This is a genomic window from Ralstonia insidiosa (genome assembly GCF_008801405.1).
Classification (GTDB): Bacteria; Pseudomonadota; Gammaproteobacteria; order Burkholderiales; family Burkholderiaceae; genus Ralstonia; species Ralstonia insidiosa.
The window spans coordinates 2,897,288-2,918,889 of sequence record NZ_VZPV01000001.1; the positions used below are offsets into that span (position 1 = coordinate 2,897,288).

Here is a 21,602-nt window from a genome sequence, read left to right on the forward strand (position 1 = left end):
TCAAAACAAAACGTTATTCGGGTTGCGTAGTTGGCGCTACGCGTTGCGGCCAAGCCAGGCGTGCTTCGCTCGCGCGGCGGAACACGCGCTCAAGCGAGGCGCCATCGCGCTCGGCAATCATCGTCTTCAGGCGGCCGATCACGGCTTCATAGGTGTTCAACTCGCGCAGCAGTGCTTCGCGGTTCGACAAGCAGATGTCGCGCCACATCTCGGGCGACGAAGCAGCGATGCGCGTGAAATCGCGGAAACCGCCGCCAGCAAAATCGAGCTTGAGCGCGCCGTCTTCGGCATTGATGATCTGTGCGACCAGCGCGTACGACAGCACGTGCGGCAAGTGGCTGACCGCCGCGAACACCGCGTCGTGCTGCACGGCCGACATGATGTGGCAGTGTGCGCCCGCCACTTCCCACATTGCCTGCACGCGGGCGACATCAACACGGCGGTTTTCCTGCAGCGGGCACAGCACGGTTTTCTTGCCGACGTAGAGATCAGCCAGTGCTGCCTCCACGCCATTCAACTCGCGGCCGGCAATCGGATGTGCCGGTACGAACTGGCTGACTTGATCACCCAGCGCTGTCTTGGCGGCCATGATGACGTCGGACTTGGTGCTGCCGGCATCCGTGACGATGGTGTCGGGCCCCAGGTGTGGCTGCATGGCGAGCAGCAGCGGCAGCGTTTGCGCCACCGGCGCGCAGAGCACGACCATATCGGCGCCGCGCACGGCTTCTTCCATCGGCAGCGCCTCGTCGATCACGCCCAGCCGGATTGCCGCTTCAAGCGACGCAGCCGACCGCCCGACACCCACGATCTGCCCGACCACACCCGCGCGGCGCAACGCCAACGCCAGTGAACCGCCAATTAGGCCAACACCGACGATCACCAACCGGGAACTGGAAAAAGAAGAGGCCACAACACCGCCCTGCCAGAAAAAAAGCAAAGCGGCATTGTAGCCCGATGTGCGCAGCGCCCGATGCCCGCGCGGTGGTCCCAACAGAAGTTACGCGGCGGCCTTTTCCTGCGCCAGCGCCACTTCCAGCGCCTCGATAAAGGTGGCGTTCTCTTCGCGTAGACCGATACTGATGCGCAGCCATTGCGGCAGACCGTAGTTGCCGACCGGACGCACGATCACGCCCTGTTTGAGCAATGCGATATTCACGCGGGCGCCCGCGCTGCTGTCGTCCCCCACGCGCACCAGCACGAAGTTGCCCGACGACGGCACGTACTGCAGGCCGAGGCGATTGAACGCTTCAGTCAGTTGCACGTAGCCCGCAGCGTTCAGTTCCGCCGATTCGCGCAGGAATTCCGCGTCATTGAGCGCAGCCACGGCAGCAGCCTGTGCCAGGCTGTTCACGTTGAACGGTTGGCGAATGCGGTTGAGCAGATCAGTCAATTGCGGCTGCGCGATGCCGTAGCCCACGCGCAGGCCAGCCAACCCATACGCCTTCGAGAACGTGCGCGACACCAGCAGGTTCGGATACTGGCGCACCCAGGCTGTCGAGTCGTACTGCTGTTCGGGCTTGAGGAATTCGTTGTAGGCCTCGTCCAGCACAACCACGACGGTCGGCGGCACCTTGGCCAGGAACGCAGCAATTTCACTCGCCGATAGGAATGTGCCGGTCGGATTATTCGGATTGGCGATGAAGATCAGGCGCGTGTCCGGTGTGATGGCCGCAGCCATCGCGTCGAGGTCGTGGCCATAGTCGCGAGCCGGCACTTCGATGGCACGCGCGCCAACCTCCTGTGCCGCCAGCGCATACACGGCGAACGAGTGCTGCGCGTAGATCACGCCCTGCCCCGGCTCCACCAGCGCGCGGGCCGCCAGTTCAAGGATGTCGTTGCTGCCGTTGCCCAGCGTGATCCACGTTTCGGGCACACCAAACTTGGCATGCAGCGCGGCCTTCAGGCTAAAGCCATTGGCATCCGGATAGCGCGCCAGTTCGTCAATGGCTGCAGCCATCGCGTTCTTGGCCGATTGCGGCATGCCCAACGGGTTCTCGTTGGATGCCAGCTTGACGATGCGCGCGGCATCCAGACCGAACTCGCGCGCCACTTCGGAAATCGGCTTGCCGGCTACATAGGGGGCGATGGCGCGGACGTACTCCGGACCGAACTGCAAAGACATGGGGTGCTCCTTTGGTATCAGCGCCTCGCCCGTGCGAGACGCGTTTTTGAATCCCTCGGGAGCGCTGCAAACCAGCGCCGGCTTGCCTCGTTCCCGTTAGCGTGCCGAGGGGTAGGACCCCAGCACTTTGAAATACGCCGCGTCATGACGCAGCTTTTCCAGCGCGCGCGCCACTTGCGGGTCACGCTGATGGCCTTCCACGTCAACGTAGAAGTAGTACTCCCACGCACCGCTGCGCGCCGGACGCGACTCAAAGCGACACATCGACACGCCGTTCTCAGCCAGCGGCGCGAGCAGCTTGTAGACCGCGCCGGCCTCGTTCGGCACCGACAGGATCAGCGACGTCTGGTCACGCCCGCTCGGCTCCGTTTCATAGTTGCCGATCACGACGAAGCGCGTGCGGTTGTGCGGATCGTCTTCCACGTTGGCGCGCACCACATGCAGGCCGTAGCGATTGGCCGCCTGCACGCTTGCCAGCGCGGCGACGGTTTCATCCTCACCTGCCATGCGCGCAGCTTCGGCATTGCTCGACACGGCCTCGCGCGGCAGGTTCGGATAGTTCGTGTTCAGCCACCGCTGGCACTGCGCCAGCGCCTGCGCATGCGCACGCACCACCTTGACTTTCGACATGTCGTCAGTCTTGTGCAGCAGGTTGTGGTGCACCCGCAGCGCAATCTCGCCGCTGATCTTCAACGACGTCGTCAAGAACAGATCGAGCGTGCGCGACACGACGCCTTCCGTTGAGTTCTCGACCGGCACCACACCGCAATCGACCGTGCCGGATTCCGCCGCGCGGAACACCTCGTCGATGCTCGGGCACGGGACTGGCTGAATCTCATGCCCAAAGTGGGCGAACACCGCCTGTTCCGTGAACGTGCCCGTCGGGCCGAGGTAGCCAATGCGCAGCGCTTGCTCCAGGCCGCGGCACGCAGACATCACCTCACGCCAGATGGCAGCGATGCTCTCATCGTGCAGCGGGCCTGCATTGCCCGACTGCATCTTGCGGATGACCTGCAACTCACGGTCCGGTCGGAACGCCGGCGCCGAATAGCGCTTCTTCACCTCGCCCACTTCCTGCGCCACCTTGGCGCGGTCGGAGAGCAGCGTAAGCAGTTGGTTATCGATCGAATCGATCTGCGTGCGCAAGGGCGCCAACTCCGCCGCCAATGCGGCATCCTTGTTTTGCTTTGTATCGTCTGACTGACTGGTCATTGTAGGAATCGGGTTCGGCAATGGATTGCAAATTGCCGCGCAAAGCAGGCGCTTCGCGCAATGTTCTGCTGTGGTTGGGCGAATGCCTTAGGCGGATGCCCTCTCAAAGTCACGCAGGAAGTCGACCAGCGCTTCCACACCTTCCAGCGGCATTGCGTTATAGATGCTCGCCCGCATGCCGCCGACGGACTTGTGGCCCTTGAGCTGCACCAAACCGCGTTCGCGTGCCTGCGTGAGGAACGCCTCGTTGCGGGACTCATCGTTGAGGAAGAACGGCACGTTCATGCGCGAACGGCACGTCGGATGGATTTCGTTGCGGTAGAAACTACTGGCGTCGATAAAGTCGTACAGCATCTTCGACTTGACGATATTGCGCGTCTCCAGCGCTTCAACGCCGCCCTGGCGCTTGATCCATTGGAACACCAACCCAGCGATGTAGATCGCGTACGTGGGCGGCGTGTTGTACATCGAGCCGTTCTCTGCCACGAGGCGCCAGTTGAACGCCGACGGGCACAGCGGGTGCGCATGACCGAGCAGATCCTTGCGCACGATCGCGATCGTCAGGCCGGCCGGGCCGATATTCTTCTGCGCGCCGCCGTACAGGACTTGATAGCCGTCCCAGTCGATCGGCCGGGAGAGAATGTGACTCGATACATCGGCCACCACCACGCGCCCATGCGCTTGGCCAATGTCGGGGGTTTCCTGGAATTCCACGCCAACAATGGTCTCGTTCGTGCACAGATGCACGTAGGCCGCGTCATCTGAGAGCTTCCAGCTCGAGACGTCCGGGATCTTGTGAAAACGCTCGGCCTCGCAGGTCGCGGCGATGTTCACCTCGCCGTACTTGCGCGCCTCCTGCTGCGACTTCACCGACCACGTGCCAGTGACAACGTAGTCCGCCTTGGGCGCATCGACGGATAGGCGGCGCATCAGGTTCAGCGGAACGATGGCGTTCTCGGCAATCGCACCGCCCTGCAGGAACAGGATCTCGTAGTTGTCCGGCACCGCCAGCAGCTCACGCAAATCGGCAAAGGCCTGCGCCAGGATGCTCTCAAATTCGCGACCGCGATGGCTCATCTCCATCACGCTCATGCCGCTGCCCTGCCAGGACAGCATCTCGTCCGCTGCCTGCTGCAGCACCTCAGCCGGCAGCACCGCCGGTCCGGCCGAAAAATTATAGACACGTGCCTGGCTGGCTTGGATGGCGAGATCGGCTTGGCTCATGAGAGGGAGGGCAAAAGAAAAATGGCTGTCTGGGCGTGAACCCAAACAGCCATTATCCACCAACTGGCGGCACGACGGGGCGAGGTGGGGAACTCAGCCCCGATCGCCCGCCTACGCCAATCAATTACTTCGAAGCAGCGGCAACTTCCTTGTCAGCCATGTCGCGCATTGCCTTGCCGACTTGCGGACCGTACTTCTGCATCACGTTGCCCCACACTTCCTGCATGGCCTTGCCTTGGTTAGCCATGAACTTCTGGCCGCTCGGCGTCTTCAGGAACGTGGTCAGATCCTTGATTTCCTGGGTCGAGTAGTACTTGCCCAGCGAATCGTAGTGTGCTTGCAGAGCATCCTTGCGGAAGGCATCCGTTTCGAACGCCTTGCCGGCGCCGTCGGTCATGCGCTGCACAGCGCCATTCTTTTTAAGCTTGTCGACAGCAGCCTGCTTTTGCTTGTCGTTCAGCGACTTGTTCTCGACCAGCGATTGCTCCAGCACCAGCGGGGCTTCCTGCTTGGCACCGTTTTCCAGCACTTCACCCTGACCCTTGATGGCTGCGTCGACGTTCATCGTCGTCAGCAGTTCCTTGATGGCAGCCGTCTTGTCAGCATCGCCAGCCTGGGCGAAAGCAAACAGCGGAGCGAAACCAGCCACCACGATCAGATGTTTGAGTTTGAGACTCTTGTGCATTGTTGCTCCCTTGAAATAAGCGTTGCGATTAGGCCGGGCGAGTGACGCAAAAGTTCCAGCCCCTGCCGCGCACAGGTCCGGCATCATGACCAGAACTGTGCGCAACGGCAAGCAAAAGTTGTTTCCAATTATGACTCGGCGCTGTCATCCGACTGTGCATCGGCGTCCGGTGCGGCATCTGGCGTATCCACACTTTCATCACCTTCTGCGTCGGACTCCACCACACGCTGCAGACCGGACAGCTTGTTGCCCTCACCCACATTGATGAGCGTGACGCCCTGCGTAGCGCGGCCCATTTCGCGGATCTCGTCCACACGGGTGCGGATCAGCACGCCGCCAGTCGTGATCAGCATGATTTCGTCTTCCGGCGCCACCAGCGCGGCGGCGACCACCTTGCCGTTCCGCTCGGAGGTCTGGATGGCGATCATGCCCTTGGTACCGCGGCCGTGACGGGTGTATTCCGAGATCGGCGTACGCTTGCCGTAGCCGTTTTCGGTAGCCGTCAGCACGCTACCGATGCTCGTCTGAGCACCCTCACCTTCGGCCTCAGTCTCAGCCGGCGCCACCAGCATGGCGATCACCTGCTGACCATCCTCCAGGTTCATGCCGCGCACACCGCGCGCCTGACGACCCATCGGACGCACATCGTTCTCATCAAAGCGCACGGCCTTGCCCGCATCCGAGAACAGCATCACGTCGTGCTGGCCATCGGTAATGGCAGCGCCAATCAGGAAGTCGCCCTCATCCAGGTCCACTGCGATGATGCCGGCCTTACGCGGGTTCGAGAAATCGGTCAACGCCGTCTTCTTGACCGTGCCCTTGGAGGTGGTCATGAACACGAAATGCTGCTCATCGAACTGTTTGACCGGCAGGATCACGTTGATCTTCTCGCCCGGCGACAGCGGGAACATATTGACGATCGGGCGACCACGCGAGTTGCGGCTGCCTGCCGGCACTTCCCACACCTTCAGCCAATACAGACGGCCGCGGTTCGAGAAGCAGAGGATGTAATCGTGCGTGTTGGCGACAAATAGCGTGTCGATCCAATCGTCTTCCTTCGTGGCAGCAGCCTGCTTGCCACGCCCGCCACGCTTCTGCGCGCGGTACTCGGAAATCGGCTGGCTCTTCATATAGCCGCTGTGGGACAGCGTCACCACCAGATCCTGCGGCGTAATGAGGTCTTCTGTATCTAACTCGGTCGCATTGTGTTCGATCTGCGAGCGGCGCTCATCACCGAACTCCGCGCGGATGGCGGTAAGTTCCTCGACGATGATGGCAGTAATGCGCTCCGGACGCGCCAGGATATCCAGCAAGTCGGCGATCTGCGCCATCACTTCGCGGTATTCCTGAACGATCTTGTCCTGCTCCAGCCCAGTGAGTCGCTGCAGACGCATCTGCAGGATTTCCTGCGCCTGGGTGTCCGACAGCTTGTAAAGGCCGTCACCCTGCATGCCGAACGCCGGCAGCAAACCTTCCGGACGATAAGCGTCGCGACCACCGGCGGTTTCGCCCTCGGCGCGCGACAGCATCTCGCGCACCAGACCCGAATCCCAGCTGCGGCTCATCAACTCGGCCTTGGCAACCGGCGGCGTCGGCGCAGCCTTGATGATGGCGATGAACTCGTCGATATTGGCCAGCGCAACGGCCAACCCTTCCAGGATGTGGCCACGTTCGCGCGCCTTGCGCAAATCGAACACCGTGCGACGCGTCACCACCTCACGGCGGTGCAGCAGGAAGCACTCCAGCATCTGGCGCAGGTTCAGCAGGCGCGGCTGGCCGTCGACCAGCGCCACCATGTTCATGCCGAACGTGTCCTGCAGCTGCGTATTCTTATAGAGGTTGTTGAGCACAACCTCCGGCACTTCGCCGCGCTTGAGTTCGATCACCACGCGCATGCCGGACTTGTCCGACTCGTCGCGGATGTCGGAGATGCCCTCGATACGCTTTTCCGTCACCAGCTCGGCAATGCGTTCAAGCAGCGTGCGCTTGTTAACTTGATAAGGCAGCTCGTCGACGATGATCGCCTGACGCTGGCCACGATCGATATCCTCAAAGTGCGTCTTGGCGCGCATCACCACACGGCCGCGGCCGGTGCGATAGCCCTCGCGCACGCCCGAGATGCCATAGATGATGCCGGCCGTCGGGAAGTCCGGCGCCGGGATCAGCTCGATCAGCTCATCAACGGTTGCTTCCGGATTGTTCAGCAGATGCAAGCACCCGTCGACAATCTCATTCAGGTTATGCGGCGGAATGTTGGTCGCCATACCGACCGCGATCCCGGACGAACCGTTAACGAGCAGGTTCGGGATACGCGCCGGTAGAACCGAGGGCTCGCTTTCGCTGCCATCGTAGTTCGGCTCGAAATTGACGGTTTCCTTGTCAAGGTCGGCCAGCAGTTCGTGGGCAATCTTCGACAGGCGGATTTCGGTGTACCGCATGGCTGCGGCGTTGTCGCCGTCGACCGAACCGAAGTTGCCCTGGCCATCGACCAGCATGTAGCGCAGCGAAAAGTTCTGCGCCATCCGCACGATCGTGTCGTATACAGCAGTGTCACCGTGGGGGTGATATTTACCGATCACATCCCCGACGATACGAGCAGACTTCTTATAGGGGCGATTCCAGTCGTTGTTCAGCTCGTGCATTGAATACAACGCACGACGATGCACCGGCTTGAGACCATCCCGTACATCTGGAAGGGCGCGGCCCACGATCACGCTCATGGCGTAAGCGAGGTACGAACTGCGCATTTCCTCTTCAAGCGATACCGGGAGTGTCTCTTTGGCGAATTGATCCATTGGGCGAACGATGGGAGGCCCGGCAGCACTCACCGAGGTGAGCACGACAAGGCGCTACGGTTGCGCGAATAACAGAACATTTTACCATGCCGCAAGCCCCCTCCCCCTTATACGGGCGAGCGACGCATCATCAACCCGGGCACGCTCCCTGCGAATGTGACCAAAACCCGCGACCCAGTCCCCACAAGGGTTTGCGAGCAGTTTTCCGCCTTGTTGCGTACACACCACAAGGCCATGGTGCCCCGTTGGAATCGCTTATATTTGCTTTTTAGGAGTGCGTGCTTGTGGCACAATCCCCCAGCGAAGAGGCAGACATTGTTCGAAGTGGCGAATTCGCTACATCGAGGATGCTACACTCCGAAGAATGTATGACTTGTTTTCGTCCCATCTGCTCGCAGTCTTCTGCGGTGATCTCATCCTGAGAGGAGAAATATGAAAAAATTTGCCAAGCTCGCGTTCGCTGCAGCTGCGGTAGCCATGGCTGCGTCCGCTTACGCTCAGTCGGTGCCCTACGAAAAGAAGGCCGTCAACGACAACTGGGGTAACGGCACGAGCGAGTGGGTCTGGAAGAACGGCACGAACGAACTGTGCTGGCGCAATGGCTTCTGGACGCCGGCAACGGCCAACGCTCAGTGCGACGGCGCCCTGGCTCCGGCAGCTGCTCCGGCGGCTGCTACCCCGACCGCTCCGGCAGCAGTTGCTCCGACCAGCGAGAAGGTTACGTTCGCTGCTGACACGCTGTTCGACTTCGACAAGGCTGTGCTGAAGCCGGAAGGCAAGGCCAAGCTGGACGACCTGGTTTCGAAGCTGCAAGGCATCAACCTGGAAGTCGTGATCGCCGTTGGCCACACCGACTCGTTCGGTTCGGACAAGTACAACGACCGCCTGTCGGTCCGTCGTGCTGAAGCCGTCAAGGGCTACCTGGTCAGCAAGGGCATCGAAGCCAACCGTGTCTACACGGAAGGCAAGGGCAAGCGCCAGCTGAAGGTTGATCCGAAGTCGTGCAAGGGCGCTCGCAAGGCACAAATCGCCTGCCAGCAACCGAACCGTCGTGTTGACGTTGAAGTGGTCGGCACCAAGAAGTAATTCGGTTTCCACCGAAGAAAAAGCCCAGCGAAAGCTGGGCTTTTTTTTTGCCTGCACGCCTAGCGTTACGGCTTGGTTGGCTTATCGATTCGCGAACGGCCAAGGCAACAAAAAAGTGGTGACGCCCATGCGCCACCGCTGTTTGGCTCTCTGGGGTCTGTAACCCCATTCGTCCTTCTCTATTAGTAAGACGGCGTCGCCTGATCGTTGGCGACCATGGCGCGGTCACCCACGCGCAGGTTATTCGGGTTCTTCTGCGTAACGGTTGCTACGCGGCCATCGTCCAGCCGCACACTGATGCGGTATACCGTTTGCCCGCCCGCGCCAGCACGTTGCTCCACTTGATTGCCAGCATAAGCGCCGAGCGCTGCGCCGCCAATTGTGGCGACCGTGTTACCTGTGCCACCGCCAACTTGGTGACCCAGGATACCGCCCGCCACACCACCAATGATCGTGCCCAGAATACCTGGGCTGTTAACTGGCGCCTGCATCGGCTGGATCGATTCGACCCGGCCGTACAACGCGCCCGGCTGCTGTTGCGGCTGACCGCCATAGGCGGGAGGCGGAGCATACCCACCGCCACCGTAACCGCCACCGTACCCCGGTGCGGCACAGCCCGCCAGCACCGTCAGGCCCGCAACGCCGAGTCCCACCAGTATCTGTTTGGATTTCATTGATCTCTCCTTGAGGGAAGGTGACGGTTGGAGAAAACGCATGCGCGTTCGTTCACCTTTGTTTCAATGTGAAACCTTTTTTCCCGGCGCGCTCGATTTGGTTGGGGCGGCGCTTTTTGGTACATTTCCTCACCTAGCCGTTATACCCAGGCGCAGCGCAACATGACGACCACTCACGCGAACGCCGATCCCGGCGAACTCGAAAAATTCAGCGAACTCGCTCACCGTTGGTGGGACCCGAACAGCGAGTTCAAACCCCTGCACGAAATCAATCCGCTGCGCCTCGACTGGATTCAATCCATCGCGCCGCTGGCGGGCAAGCGCGTTGTCGACATCGGTTGCGGCGGCGGCATCCTCTCCGAGAGCATGGCGCGTGTCGGGGCCAGCGTCAAAGGCATCGATCTATCACGCAAAGCATTGCGGGTTGCCGATCTGCACAGCCTGGAAGTGGGCGTTGCCGTCGATTACGAAGAGATCGCGGCAGAAGCGCTCGCGGCACGTGAACCCGACAGCTACGACGTCGTGACTTGCATGGAGATGCTCGAACATGTGCCCGATCCGGCGTCGGTTGTGCGCGCTTGCGCGACCCTGGTCAAACCGGGCGGCCACGTGTTCTTCTCGACCATCCATCGCAACGCCAAGGCGTATCTGCTGGCGGTGATCGGTGCGGAATATGTGCTGAACATGCTGCCGCGCGGCACGCACGACTATGCTAAGTTCATCCGCCCGTCGGAGCTTGCCTCGTTCACACGCCAAGCAGGTTTGCAGCCGGAGCAGATGCGCGGGCTCGAATACAACCCGATCACCGGACGCTACGCCCTCAAGCAGGACACTAGCGTCAACTATCTGATGGCCACGCGCCGTCCGGGCAACGCATGACGGCAGCCAAATTTCCGGCTCCGCTGGGCGCGGTGCTGTTCGACCTGGACGGCACGCTGGCCGACACTGCGCCAGACTTGGCGGCTGCGGCCAACAAAGTACGCACCGACCGCGGCCTGGATCCGCTGACCTATGAAGCGCTGCGCCCCGTCGCTTCACACGGTGCGCGCGGACTGCTCGGCGTGGCCTTCGGCATCGGGCCGGAGGATGCGGAATTCGAATCGCTGCGGTTGGCATTCCTCGCCAACTACGAGGCGGAAATCTGCGTGCGCACAACGCTGTTCCCCGGCATGGCAGACGTGCTGGCCGAACTCGGCCGCGTAGGCATTCCGTGGGGCATCGTCACCAACAAGTCAGGCAGGCTGACCGTGCCGCTGGTCGCTCAGTTGACGTTTCCGGTGCCGCCGGCCTGCGTCGTTGCAGGTGACACCACGCCGCACGCGAAACCCCACCCCGCCCCGCTACTGCATGCGGCCGAATCTATTGGCGTGGATGCCCGTCAGATCGTCTATGTGGGCGACGACGTGCGCGACATCGAAGCCGGCCGTGCCGCCGGCATGCCTACCATTGCCGCCAGTTACGGCTATTGTGGTAATGGGCCGCCGCCCTCGGAATGGCGCGCAGATGCGTTGATCGCCAACGCCGCCGAGCTGATTCCGCTGCTGCTCGCGTCCCAACGCGCTTGAGCACGGTGCCAGGGCCAACGCCCAGCACTATTCAGGACCGCCGCCTTCCACATGGGACGCGGCGGTCGACCGACTGACGAAGTACGCCACACCGTGGCCGGACCGACACCAGCATGAGCACCTCCCCCGATTCGCGTCCCGACCTGCAATCGAAGTCCAACGGCTGGCGTGCGCAGCTTGAGCGTGTGCGCGGCACAGCTGGGTGGCAACGCGCCGCGCAGGTGGGCACGTCGCGGCGCACCAAGCGCATCGGATTGGGTGTTCTGATGTTCCTGGTGGTGTTCGGCCTGCTGGGCGCTCTGGGTGGACCACCGCTGCTGCACCACCTGGCCGAGACGCAGTTGAGCAAGGTTCTGGAGCGACCGGTCACAGTCGGCAAGATCAGCATCAACCCGTACACACTGCGACTCGACGTTGACCAGCTCCACATTGCGGAGCGCGACGGCAAGGCGCCATTCGTCGACGTCGGCCACCTCCACGTGAATGCCTCGTGGAGTTCGATCTTCCGCCGTGCCCCCGTCATTGAAGAGTTGCGCATCGATGCGCCGCGCGTGCATATCGTGCGCACCGCCGAGCAGCGCTTCAACTTCTCCGACATCGTCGACAGGCTCTCTGCACCGGAGAACCCGCCCAAGCCCAAGTCGACCGAACCGGCGCGCTTCGTATTTGCCAACCTGCAGTTGACCAACGGCGCGATCGAGTTTGTCGATCAACCGCTGGGCGCACAGCACAAGGTCGACAACCTGCAGATCGGCGTGCCCTTCCTGGCGAGCCTGCCGGCTGACGTGAATATCTTCGTGCAGCCCCTGCTGGCCGCGCGCATTGACGGCGCCCCGCTCCATTTTGCGGGCCAGACCAAGCCATTTTCCGATTCACTGGAATCGAACCTGAACATTAAGCTCGACGGTCTGGAACTGCCCCGCTACCTCGGCTACGTACCCGGCCCGCTGCCGGTGGCCGTGCCACAGGGCAAGCTGACGACTGACCTGACGATCGACTTCCAGAAGCCGAAGACGGGCGCCCCAGTGCTGCGCGTGCACGGCACGGCCGGCCTGGACAACCTGGAAGTGACCGACGCCAAGAAGGCGCCGCTCGTAGCCGCCAAGCAAGTGCGTGCAACACTGGCCGACGTGCGCCCGCTCGACAACGTATTCCACCTGGATGCCCTGACGCTCGACGGCGTACGTGTGGATGCCGTGCGCGCCGCCGATGGGTCGATCAACTTCGCACAACTGGGTGGCAAGCCGGCACCGGCGGAGGCCAAGCCTGCCGCACCGGAGCCCACCGCCAAACCGAAACCGCTGGACGTCGTCGTCAGCAAACTACAGTTGGCCAACAGCACCGTGCACTGGCGCGATGCCACCACGCAGCCGGCGGCGGACCTCACGCTGGAAGACCTGCACGGCGACGTAGCCGTGCGCACGCTGGGTGGCCCGATCACGTTTGACGTGGGGACCAAGCTGTCCCAAGGCGGCACGCTCAACGTCAAGGGCAACACATCGCTGGAGAAGAACAATGGCGAGCTCGAGCTGAAGCTCGACAGCGTGAAGCTGGCCGGCATCGGGCCGTATCTGCGCCAGGCGGGTGCGCCGCAACTGCAGAACGGTGCGCTGTCGGCAGACGGCAAGGTCGCGCTCGACTTCGGTGCCGACAAATTCAACGTGCGCGCCGAACCGCTGACGGCCAGCCTGACAGAGCTGGCGATGGCGTCACCTACGGGCAAGGACACGGCCCTGCGCGCCAAGCTGCTGCGTGCCGACGTAAAGAGCTTCGACCTGGCCGCCCGCACGATCGCACTGAACGAAGTGCGTGCCGATGGCTTGCAGCTCGATGCGCTGCGCAAAAAAGACGGGACGACCACGCTGACGTTGCTCGACGGCGCCCCCAACGCTGCTGCCAAACCCGCTGCCGCTCCGGCCAAACCCAAGGCAAACGCATCGGCCGAGAAACCCTGGGCCGTGACCGTGCAGACGTTCAAGCTGGACAACAGCGCCGTCGGCTTTGAGGACCAGACCAACGCGCACCCGGTGAAGGTGCGCGTTGAACCGCTGAACGTCGTCGTGCAGAACGCATCGACCGATCTCGGCAAGCCTGTCAACGTACAGATTGGCGCCGGGCTGGGCAGCAAGGGCAAGCTGGATGTGCGCGGCGACGTGGTGCCGCAGCCGCTCAAGGCCGATCTGCGCGTGAACACGCAGAACCTGTCGCTGGCGGGCTTCGACCCGTACCTCGACAAGGCGCTGAACGCCGCCATCACCAGCGCGCTGCTGACGATGGATGGTCGCCTGGTGCTCAACCAGGGCAAGGCACTGACGGTCAGCTATCAGGGCAACGCCACGCTGGGCAACGTGCGCCTGCAAGACCGCGTGACCTCTGACGACTTCCTGCGCTGGCGCTCGCTCGCGCTCAACCGTATCCAGGCCAACTACGACGGCAACACGCCGCGTGTGCGCGTGGGCGCGGTGGCGCTGTCGACGTTCTATGCGCGGATCATCATCAACCCGAACGGACGCCTGAACCTGCAGGACATTCGCGTGCAATCGGATGAGGAGCGCCGCTCGCTCACGCAAGCGCAGCCGGCCGCGGCTTCTGCCCCAGCTACCGCCCCCGTCGCCAGTGCGCCAGTGGCCGTAGCTGCGGCCTCAGCACCGGCGGCCGCACCCGCATCGGCAGTTGCAGCCACGGCGCCCAAGGCCGGCAGCGCCGACTTGCGCATCGATGCCATCACACTGCAAGACGGCAACATCCGCTTTACCGACAACTTCGTCAAACCCAACTACACCGCCAACCTGACGGCCATTGGCGGCTCGGTGGGCACGATCAGCACCGCCGCCAACCAGACGCCGGCCGACGTGACATTGCGCGGCAGTGTCGACGGCACCGCGCCGGTGGACATCCACGGCAAGATCAACCCGCTCGCCCCCACCGCTTTTGTGGACCTGTCAGCCAAGGCCGACGGCGTGGAGCTGACCAACCTGACGCCCTACTCCGCCAAATACGCTGGCTACCCGATCACCAAGGGCAAGCTGACGATGGACCTGCACTACCTGCTGGACCAGAAAAAGCTGACCGCCGACAACCATATCTTCATCGACCAGCTCACCTTCGGCGATCGCGTGGAGAGCAAGGACGCGACCAACCTGCCCGTGCGGCTGGCGGTAGCGCTACTCAAGAACTCACGCGGTGAGATCGACGTGCGCCTGCCGGTCTCGGGCTCGCTCGATGATCCGCAGTTCAGCGTCGGCGGCATCGTCGTACGCGCACTCGTCAACCTGATCGTGCGTGCGGTGACGGCCCCGTTCTCGCTGCTCGCCAGCGCATTTGGCGGCAGCGGCGGTGAAGAGCTCGGCTATATCGAGTTTGATCCGGGCACGTCCACCATCAGCCAGGCGTCGGTCGCCAAGATGGACAAGCTGGCCACCGCGCTCAAAGACCGCCCGGCACTGAAGGTGGACATCATCGGCCGCGTCGACCCGGAATTCGACCGCGACGGCCTGCGCCGCGAAGCCGTGAACCGCCAGATCCGCGAGCAGAAGCTCAAGGATGCCGGTGACGCCGCCGAGGCCGACACCACCGTCAAGCCCGAAGAAGAGAACAAATACCTGGAGCGCGCCTACAAGGCCGCCAAGTTTCCGAAGCCGCGCAACATGATCGGCCTGGCGAAATCGCTGCCGCCGGAAGAAATGCGCAAGCTGATGGAGACCAACGTGCAAGTGACCGATGCGGACCTGCGTGAACTTGCCCAGCGCCGCGCCAACGCCGTGCATGTGGCGCTGGCCGAACGCGTGGATCCGGGGCGCCTCTTTGTGGTGGCGCCCAAGCTCAGCGCCGAGGGCATCAAGGACAAAGGCAAGACCACCCGGGTTGATTTCGCGCTGAAGTAGCCCATCTATGGGATAATCCATCTTCTTCTCTGGGGCCGACCTGGTTTCGACGTGGGTTGCGAAGCAGTGGAGGGCATACCGAGGACCCGTCACCTCGTTAATCAATGGGAATGCAATAACTGCTAACGACGAACGTTACGCACTGGCAGCCTAAGGGCCGCCGTCCTCGCACTGGCTCGCTGACGGGCTAGGGTCGCAAGACTAGCGAGGTCATTTACGTCAGATAAGCTTTAGGTGAGTCACGGGCCTAGAGACGAAAACCTAGTGAATCGCCGTCGTAGAGCGTGTTCGTCCGCGATGCGGCGGTTAAATCAAATGACAGAACTAAGTATGTAGAACTCTCTGTGGAGGGCTTGCGGACGCGGGTTCGATTCCCGCCGGCTCCACCAAACACCGCACTCAAACGTCTTCGACGTTTGGCAATGAAACCCCGCTGGGCTTGGCTCTGCGGGGTTTTTTGTTGCCCAGCCCGCAGCTAACATCTCTGCCCGCATCAGGCGTGGCCAGCCATCTCCCTGCCCTCCTACTGTTGACGCAATGCGGACGGCGCTTGCGAGTCGCTTACGAATTGCTAGTAGTACGCCAACGAAATTTCACGTGCCATCAATAGCCTGCGTCCTGCCGCTACACCAGGGGGGGCGAATGCGCTCATGCCATGCGCGCTTGGTCGATGGCGGCGACATCCTTTCACCCGAACATACGTTGAGATAGACAGTGAAAAAAGCTTTCCTCGCAATGACCGCCATCGCCGCAGCCTGTGGCGCTTCCGGGGCACTCGCCCAAACCGCATCTGGCGTCACGCTGTACGGCCTGGCCGACATTGGCATCGAAGCCATCAATCACGTGCCGGGCAACAGCGCCGGCGGCAACACCGCTGTCCGCATGAACGCCGGCAACCTGAGCGGTTCGCGCTGGGGCCTGCGTGGCACGGAAGATCTCGGCAACGGCCTGAAGGCGATCTTCACGCTCGAAAGCGGCTTCGACCTCGACACCGGCATGTCGGCCCAGGGTGGCCGCCTGTTCGGCCGCCAGGCTTACGCTGGCCTGCAGGGCGACTTTGGTGCCGTCACGCTGGGCCGTCAGCAGACCGCGCTGTACGACCTGTTCGGCGCCTATGACCCGATGGGCGCAAACCCGCGCTACTCGCTGGCTGCCGTCGACTCGGCATTCAATGGCCGCGCTGACAACGCCATCAAGTACACCGGCAAGTTTGGCGGGCTGACCGCCATCGGCTTCTACAGCTTCGGCCGCGACAACAACGGCGAAGTGCCGGGCGCACCGAAGGTGGCTCGCAACTACGGCCTGGGCTTCGCCTATGCCGCAGGCAATCTCTCGATCGGTACCGCGTATGACCAGTACCAGGGTGCCACCGTGGCGCTGCAGGATCGCAGCGCCAAGCGCGCCGCGATCGGGGCTTCGTATGCCTTTGGCGATGCCAAGGTGTTCGGCGGCTTCCGCTGGCTGCGTGACGACGGTACGGCCAGCGCCACGGCCACCATCACGCGCACCAATGTCTACTGGCTGGGCGGCCAGTACCGCGTCATGCCGGCCCTGGTGCTGACGGGTGCTGCGTACTACACGGACAACCGCAACTCGAGCGCGGATCCGTGGTTGTTCGTGCTGTCGGCTGACTACTCTTTCTCCAAGCGCACCGATGTCTACCTGAACATCGGCTACGCGAAGAACAAGAACGGTTCGACACAGGGCCTGAGCGGCTCGGGCTCGACCTTCGTTGCTGCGGGCGAGAACCAGACCGGCGCCACGATCGGCCTGCGTCACCGCTTCTAAGCCGTACGCGCCGGAGGACGGCGCATCATCAAATCGTCGTCACCTGCACCTCCCTTACGAGGCCGCGGCGTGACGACACCACGTTCATATCGACCTTGCCTCCTTGCAGGGCTCGTTGGGCCGATTCTTCATGCTTGGATCGGCCTCTTTTTGTTTCTGCACATCTCCCCTGCGATCCGATACAAGCGGGCAACCTCGTGCGCCGCTAACGCCTAACGCAGCACGACATCGAGCAGCCCACCGTATCGAAGCGCAGTCAGTGTGTCGCTGGCGCAGTTGGGCTGGCGCCTCACGTCGGCTTCGGCTCATGAGGGCGGCCAACACAACAGCGGCAGTAGCGCCAGCATGGCGAGGCCGTGGTTGATGGCGGAGAACCCAGCGTAGTGCAGCAACCCAGGCAGGGCCGAGAACAGAAGTCAAACCGATCAGTGCGACCAGCCCACCCACGTTGTGCAAACAGTGCGTTCAGGTGAGGTGGACGAAGTGGCCAGAAGCCCCCCGCCCGCCACACACGCGATTGACGTTGCTACGGCTCAAAGAAAAACCCGCGACACTTTCGCAGTCGCGGGTTTTTTGTTGATCAACGAAGGTGCGTGTTATCCGCCGATGGTCACGTTGAGGACAACACCACTCGGTTGCACGAGATAGTAGCCGCCGTTGACGCCAATCCAGTGAGCCCCGCGCGGCGGCGGCGCCAGGTGGTGGTCACGCCAATCATCGACGATGTACTGGCGATCGCGGTACTCGGGCGGAATCCGTTCGCCACGGTTCCAGCGGTGAGCCATCTCGCGGTCGGCACGGCGGTCGACATCCACACGCTCTTCGTGGCGGTCGCGATCCCAGCGGCGATCGTGATCGCGGTCATGGCCTTGTGCGTGGCTCGCAAGCGGCACCAGCGCAGAGACCGCCAGCATCAAGGAAGTCAAAATCTTGGCTTTCTGCATCGACCTTCTCCTATGGAACGTCCGGTCAGCGCCGGACCTTGCTTGCAGTCTAGGCTTGAGGGTGCCTTAAGGCTGTGACGAACACGGTTAAGGATGTAACGGAAGATTATTGGGCGTCACTCATCGGCTCGCAGTGGCGCGGTCTTCGTGGGGATCAGGGTGCCGGTGTTGCCGCTGGCGTTCGTGCTGGTGCGGCGGGCACTTCATCCTGTTTGAGTACCTCACGCCATATCTGCACGCGCCACACGGCGTGCTCCCCCTGTTTACGCGTTCTTTACACCGCGGGCGATCTCTTTACACCATCTTTGCGGCGCGATCCGTATAACGAAATCAGGCCGCATGCCCTGACAGCGGCCCTGCCCGGCCACCACAGGCGAACCCGACCCAGCCTGCCGCCGCCCGCTCAACGTGTAAGGAACGCGCAATGCTCAAACTCCTCGTCCCCGTCAATGGCTCCCGGCATGCGCTGGATGCCGTGCGCCATGCAGCCTTCCTGTATCGGGATCGCTGCGCGTCCGACATCGTGCTGCTCAACGTGCAGGAGCCGATCGAGGGCGGCCGCGCCAGCGCCTACCACCCGCTGGAGATGCTGCGCAAACTCGAAGAACAAAGCGGGGAAGAGGCACTTCGCCCGGCACGCAGCATCCTGGATGATGCCGGCGCCAACTACACCGCGCAGGTCAAGATCGGGCGCGTCGCTGAAACCATTGCGCAAATGGCCGCCGCCAACCAATGCGACATGATCGTGATGGGCACAGCCGGGCGCACCGCCGTCGGTTCGCTCATGTCGAGCCGGCTGTCCAACCGGTTGATCCGCCTGTCGTCGATTCCGGTGACGCTGGTGCGGTAACGCGTTCTGCCGGACCAATACAGAATCCGTCAATTTCTAGGACTTCTGTACCTGTTGGGCCATTCCCACCGGGTGCTAGCCTGCAAGCTCATCTTTTCTCCGCTCGCAGGCTTCATCATGCCCACCCTCACCAACCTGCTCACCTTTGCCCTGGTCGCGCTCGGCATGGTGCTGACGCCCGGCCCGAACATGATCTATTTGATCTCACGTTCGATCTGCCAGGGGCGCAATGCGGGGCTGATCTCGCTGATGGGCATTGCCACCGGGTTCGTCTTCTACATGCTGTGCGCAGCATTTGGCATCACGGCGCTGTTGATGGCGGTGCCGTTTGCCTACGATGCGCTGCGCTTTGGCGGGGCGATCTACTTGTTGTACCTCGCCTGGCAGGCGGTGCGCCCGGGCGGCCGCGCGCCGTTCCAGGTACGTGAACTGCCGGTGGATAGCCCGCGCAAGCTGTACACGATGGGTTTGCTGACCAGCATGCTGAACCCAAAGGTGGCGGTGCTCTATCTGTCGCTGCTGCCGCAGTTCATCGAGCCGTCGCATGGCAGCGTGCTGGTCCAATCGGTCTGCCTGGGCGTCACACAGATCTGCGTGAGCGTGACCGTCAATTCGATGATTGCGGCCACCGCCGGCAGCATTGCGGCATTCCTGTCGCGCAAGCCGAGTTGGCTGTCGATCCAGCGCTATTTGATGGGGACGGTGCTGACCAGCCTGGCGCTGCGCATGGCGATGGAAGCACGCAAGTAAGCTCTGCCGCTGCACCGTCACTGCGGCGCACCGTCCTCACCGTCGACAATCCTCATTGACACGGGTGCCGCCATGTCCTTGGATACCGTGAGGTGACCCCAAGGAGATGACGGCATGCACCCAGACGATCCACAGCAACGCGCCCGGCGGCGCGGCGTACTCAAGGCGCTTGGCACGCTCGGTGCCGGCACTGCGCTCAGCCACCCGGCACTGACCGCGCTGGCTGCCACCGCAGGCAGCGTGACCCTGCCCTTCGACAACGGCGAACGCGAGCTGGTGGCCTTTCCCCAGAAGCGCCCGCTGATCCTGCTGACCAGCCGTCCGCCGCAACTCGAAACACCATTCGCGGTGTTCAATGACGGCACCATCACGCCCAACGATGCGTTCTTCGTGCGCTACCACTGGGCCGGCATCCCCACCTCGATCGACCCGGCAACATACCGCCTGCAGGTGGGCGGCAACGTCAACACGCCGCTCGATCTGTCGCTGGCAGACCTGAAGGCGCTGGGTGAGGCGCGCGAAATCGTTGCCGTCAACCAGTGCTCAGGCAATGGGCGCGGGTACTTCCAACCGCGTGTGGGCGGCGGGCAGCTTTCCAACGGGGCGATGGGCAATGCACGCTGGACAGGCGTGCCGCTCAAACAGGTGCTGGAGAAGGCCGGCGTGCGCGCGGGCAGCGTGCAGGTAGTATTCGATGGCCTGGACCACCCGCCGCTGGCCGACGCCAAGAGCCCCGATTTCATCAAGGCGCTGGAGATCGACCATGCGCTCGATGGCGAGGTGATGATCGCCTGGGCCATGAACGGCGCCGACCTGCCCCTGCTCAATGGCTACCCGATCCGCCTGATCGTGCCGGGCCACTATGGCACGTACTGGGTCAAGCACCTCACGAACATCCAGGTCGTCGACAAACCATTCGACGGGTTCTGGATGCGCACGGCCTACCGGATTCCTGATAACACCTGCGCCTGCGTGGCGCCCGGCACCACTCCTGCCAAGACCGTGCCGATCGGCCGCTTCAACGTGCGCTCGTTCATCACCAGCCTGGCCGATGGCGCGACCGTTGCGGCCGGGCGTGAACACATCGTACGTGGCATCGCCTTTGATGGCGGCTACGGCATCACCGAGGTGGCCTTCTCCGCAGATGGCGGGCGCACATGGGTGGAAGCGCAGTTGGGTGAAGACCTGGGCAAATACTCGTTCCGCGAATGGCGTGCGCCGTTCAAACCCACTCGGCGCGGCGCGTACGAACTCAAGGTGCGTGCAGTCAACCGCATCGGCCAGAGCCAGCCGATGACGGCACTGTGGAACCCGCCAGGCTACATGCGCAACGTGGTGGAAACCACGCGCGTGACCGCTGCGTGAGGAGGCCACCATGCTCAATCGCAAGACACTGCGCACCTGCCTCGCGCTGGCAACGCTAGTGGGCGCGACGACAACGCACGCGTTGGACGTCACGCTGCCGCCCGAAACCGCGCAATACAAGCCGAGCGACCTGCCCGGCTACCGGCTTGTGCTGCAGAACTGCATGATCTGCCACGCCGCGCAGTACGTGCAGACGCAGCCGCCCACGCTCCCGCGCAGCTACTGGGAGGCCACCGTCAAGAAGATGAAGGTGCCGTTCGGCGCGCCATTTCCCGAGGAAGACATCCCAGCGATGGTCGACTACCTGGTGAAGACCTACGGCGCCGAACGCCCGCAAGCCAGTCCCGCCAAATGACAACGGGGCGATCCGGCTAAACCGGATCGCCCCGCTTGTTTGAACACGCGGCCGGATCAGCGACGGCGCATGTAGAACGTGAAGACCTTGTCGTGCTCGCTGTGCTCCAGCAGTTCGTTGCCGGTCTGCTTGGCAAACGCCTGGAAGTCGCGCGTGGCGCCAGGGTCGGTGGCGAGAATCTTGAGCACGTCGCCGCTCTGCATATCGGCAAGCGCCTTCTTCGTGCGCAGGATGGGCAGCGGGCAGTTCAGGCCGCGTGCGTCAACTTCCTTCTGGAACTCCATGTCTTCCTCTAGGTTGCGA

Annotated in this window: 18 protein-coding genes and 1 other RNA gene; 10 read left to right on the forward strand and 9 right to left on the reverse strand. The window is 62.7% G+C overall.

Annotated elements, in window-relative coordinates; genetic code table 11:
* Positions 1 to 13: 13 nt before the first annotated feature.
* The 6 genes from F7R11_RS13755 to gyrA all read right to left on the reverse strand — a co-directional run bounded on the left by F7R11_RS13755 (position 14) and on the right by gyrA (position 8,038).
* Positions 14 to 910 (reverse strand): prephenate dehydrogenase, encoded by an 897-nt coding sequence (locus tag F7R11_RS13755; protein WP_031329548.1) that lies wholly within the window; start codon positions 908 to 910, stop codon positions 14 to 16.
* A gap of 87 nt (positions 911 to 997) precedes the next feature.
* Entirely contained in the window at positions 998 to 2,122 is a 1,125-nt protein-coding gene (hisC, locus tag F7R11_RS13760; protein WP_064804420.1) for a histidinol-phosphate transaminase, read from the reverse strand.
* A gap of 96 nt (positions 2,123 to 2,218) precedes the next feature.
* A complete protein-coding gene (gene pheA, locus F7R11_RS13765) occupies positions 2,219 to 3,334 on the reverse strand; it encodes a prephenate dehydratase (protein WP_064804422.1) in 1,116 nt (371 codons plus the stop codon).
* A gap of 87 nt (positions 3,335 to 3,421) precedes the next feature.
* Positions 3,422 to 4,558 (reverse strand): 3-phosphoserine/phosphohydroxythreonine transaminase, encoded by a 1,137-nt coding sequence (gene serC, locus F7R11_RS13770; RefSeq protein WP_064804424.1) that lies wholly within the window; start codon positions 4,556 to 4,558, stop codon positions 3,422 to 3,424.
* A gap of 124 nt (positions 4,559 to 4,682) precedes the next feature.
* Positions 4,683 to 5,243 carry a DUF2059 domain-containing protein gene (locus F7R11_RS13775; RefSeq protein WP_021195523.1) on the reverse strand — a complete coding sequence of 187 codons (561 nt, stop codon included), beginning with the start codon at positions 5,241 to 5,243 and terminating at the stop codon, positions 4,683 to 4,685.
* A gap of 128 nt (positions 5,244 to 5,371) precedes the next feature.
* Positions 5,372 to 8,038: a DNA gyrase subunit A gene (gene gyrA, locus F7R11_RS13780; protein WP_064804426.1), complete on the reverse strand. Its 2,667-nt coding sequence runs from the start codon at positions 8,036 to 8,038 to the stop codon at positions 5,372 to 5,374.
* Positions 8,039 to 8,470: 432 nt separating this feature from the next.
* On the opposite strand from gyrA, the gene ompA reads away from it, so the two are divergent.
* The gene (gene ompA / locus F7R11_RS13785) at positions 8,471 to 9,124 is read left to right on the forward strand and encodes an outer membrane protein OmpA (protein ID WP_021195525.1); all 654 of its coding nucleotides are present in this window, start codon (positions 8,471 to 8,473) and stop codon (positions 9,122 to 9,124) included.
* Between the two features lie 182 nt (positions 9,125 to 9,306).
* On the opposite strand, the gene F7R11_RS13790 is transcribed toward ompA, so the two are convergent.
* A complete protein-coding gene (locus tag F7R11_RS13790; RefSeq protein ID WP_021195526.1) occupies positions 9,307 to 9,798 on the reverse strand; it encodes an outer membrane lipoprotein in 492 nt (163 codons plus the stop codon).
* A gap of 162 nt (positions 9,799 to 9,960) precedes the next feature.
* Here F7R11_RS13790 and ubiG point away from each other — a divergent pair, with 162 nt between their 5' ends.
* From ubiG to F7R11_RS13815, 5 genes are all read left to right on the forward strand, one after another.
* Positions 9,961 to 10,677, forward strand: a complete 717-nt coding sequence (ubiG, locus tag F7R11_RS13795) for a bifunctional 2-polyprenyl-6-hydroxyphenol methylase/3-demethylubiquinol 3-O-methyltransferase UbiG (RefSeq protein ID WP_064804428.1) — start codon at positions 9,961 to 9,963, stop codon at positions 10,675 to 10,677.
* Complete coding sequence (locus F7R11_RS13800) at positions 10,674 to 11,363, forward strand: HAD-IA family hydrolase (protein ID WP_064804430.1); 690 nt, start codon at positions 10,674 to 10,676, stop codon at positions 11,361 to 11,363. Before ubiG ends, F7R11_RS13800 begins: the two co-directional genes overlap by 4 nt.
* A 113-nt stretch (positions 11,364 to 11,476) precedes the next feature.
* Positions 11,477 to 15,247: a DUF748 domain-containing protein gene (locus tag F7R11_RS13805; RefSeq protein WP_064804434.1), complete on the forward strand. Its 3,771-nt coding sequence runs from the start codon at positions 11,477 to 11,479 to the stop codon at positions 15,245 to 15,247.
* A 31-nt stretch (positions 15,248 to 15,278) separates the two neighbouring features.
* Positions 15,279 to 15,636, forward strand: a transfer-messenger RNA (tmRNA) gene (ssrA, locus tag F7R11_RS13810).
* A gap of 325 nt (positions 15,637 to 15,961) precedes the next feature.
* Positions 15,962 to 17,035, forward strand: coding sequence for a porin (locus F7R11_RS13815; RefSeq protein ID WP_064804436.1), 1,074 nt, complete (start codon positions 15,962 to 15,964; stop codon positions 17,033 to 17,035).
* Positions 17,036 to 17,631: 596 nt separating this feature from the next.
* Here F7R11_RS13815 and F7R11_RS13825 read toward each other — a convergent pair.
* Positions 17,632 to 17,979 (reverse strand): RcnB family protein, encoded by a 348-nt coding sequence (locus tag F7R11_RS13825; protein WP_064804438.1) that lies wholly within the window; start codon positions 17,977 to 17,979, stop codon positions 17,632 to 17,634.
* A gap of 424 nt (positions 17,980 to 18,403) precedes the next feature.
* Between F7R11_RS13825 and F7R11_RS13830 the strand changes: the two genes are divergently transcribed.
* The 4 genes from F7R11_RS13830 to sorB all read left to right on the forward strand — a co-directional run bounded on the left by F7R11_RS13830 (position 18,404) and on the right by sorB (position 21,299).
* Positions 18,404 to 18,829, forward strand: a complete 426-nt coding sequence (locus tag F7R11_RS13830) for a universal stress protein (RefSeq protein WP_021195561.1) — start codon at positions 18,404 to 18,406, stop codon at positions 18,827 to 18,829.
* Between the two features lie 117 nt (positions 18,830 to 18,946).
* The gene (locus F7R11_RS13835; protein WP_064804440.1) at positions 18,947 to 19,579 is read left to right on the forward strand and encodes a LysE family translocator; all 633 of its coding nucleotides are present in this window, start codon (positions 18,947 to 18,949) and stop codon (positions 19,577 to 19,579) included.
* Between the two features lie 114 nt (positions 19,580 to 19,693).
* Complete coding sequence (gene sorA / locus F7R11_RS13840; RefSeq protein WP_064804442.1) at positions 19,694 to 20,944, forward strand: SorA family sulfite dehydrogenase catalytic subunit; 1,251 nt, start codon at positions 19,694 to 19,696, stop codon at positions 20,942 to 20,944.
* 10 nt (positions 20,945 to 20,954) lie between these two features.
* Positions 20,955 to 21,299: a SorB family sulfite dehydrogenase c-type cytochrome subunit gene (gene sorB, locus F7R11_RS13845; protein WP_231973093.1), complete on the forward strand. Its 345-nt coding sequence runs from the start codon at positions 20,955 to 20,957 to the stop codon at positions 21,297 to 21,299.
* A 56-nt stretch (positions 21,300 to 21,355) separates the two neighbouring features.
* Here the strand turns inward: sorB and F7R11_RS13850 are convergent, their stop codons facing one another.
* Complete coding sequence (locus F7R11_RS13850; RefSeq protein ID WP_021195565.1) at positions 21,356 to 21,583, reverse strand: sulfurtransferase TusA family protein; 228 nt, start codon at positions 21,581 to 21,583, stop codon at positions 21,356 to 21,358.
* Between the last annotated feature and the right edge of the window lie 19 nt (positions 21,584 to 21,602).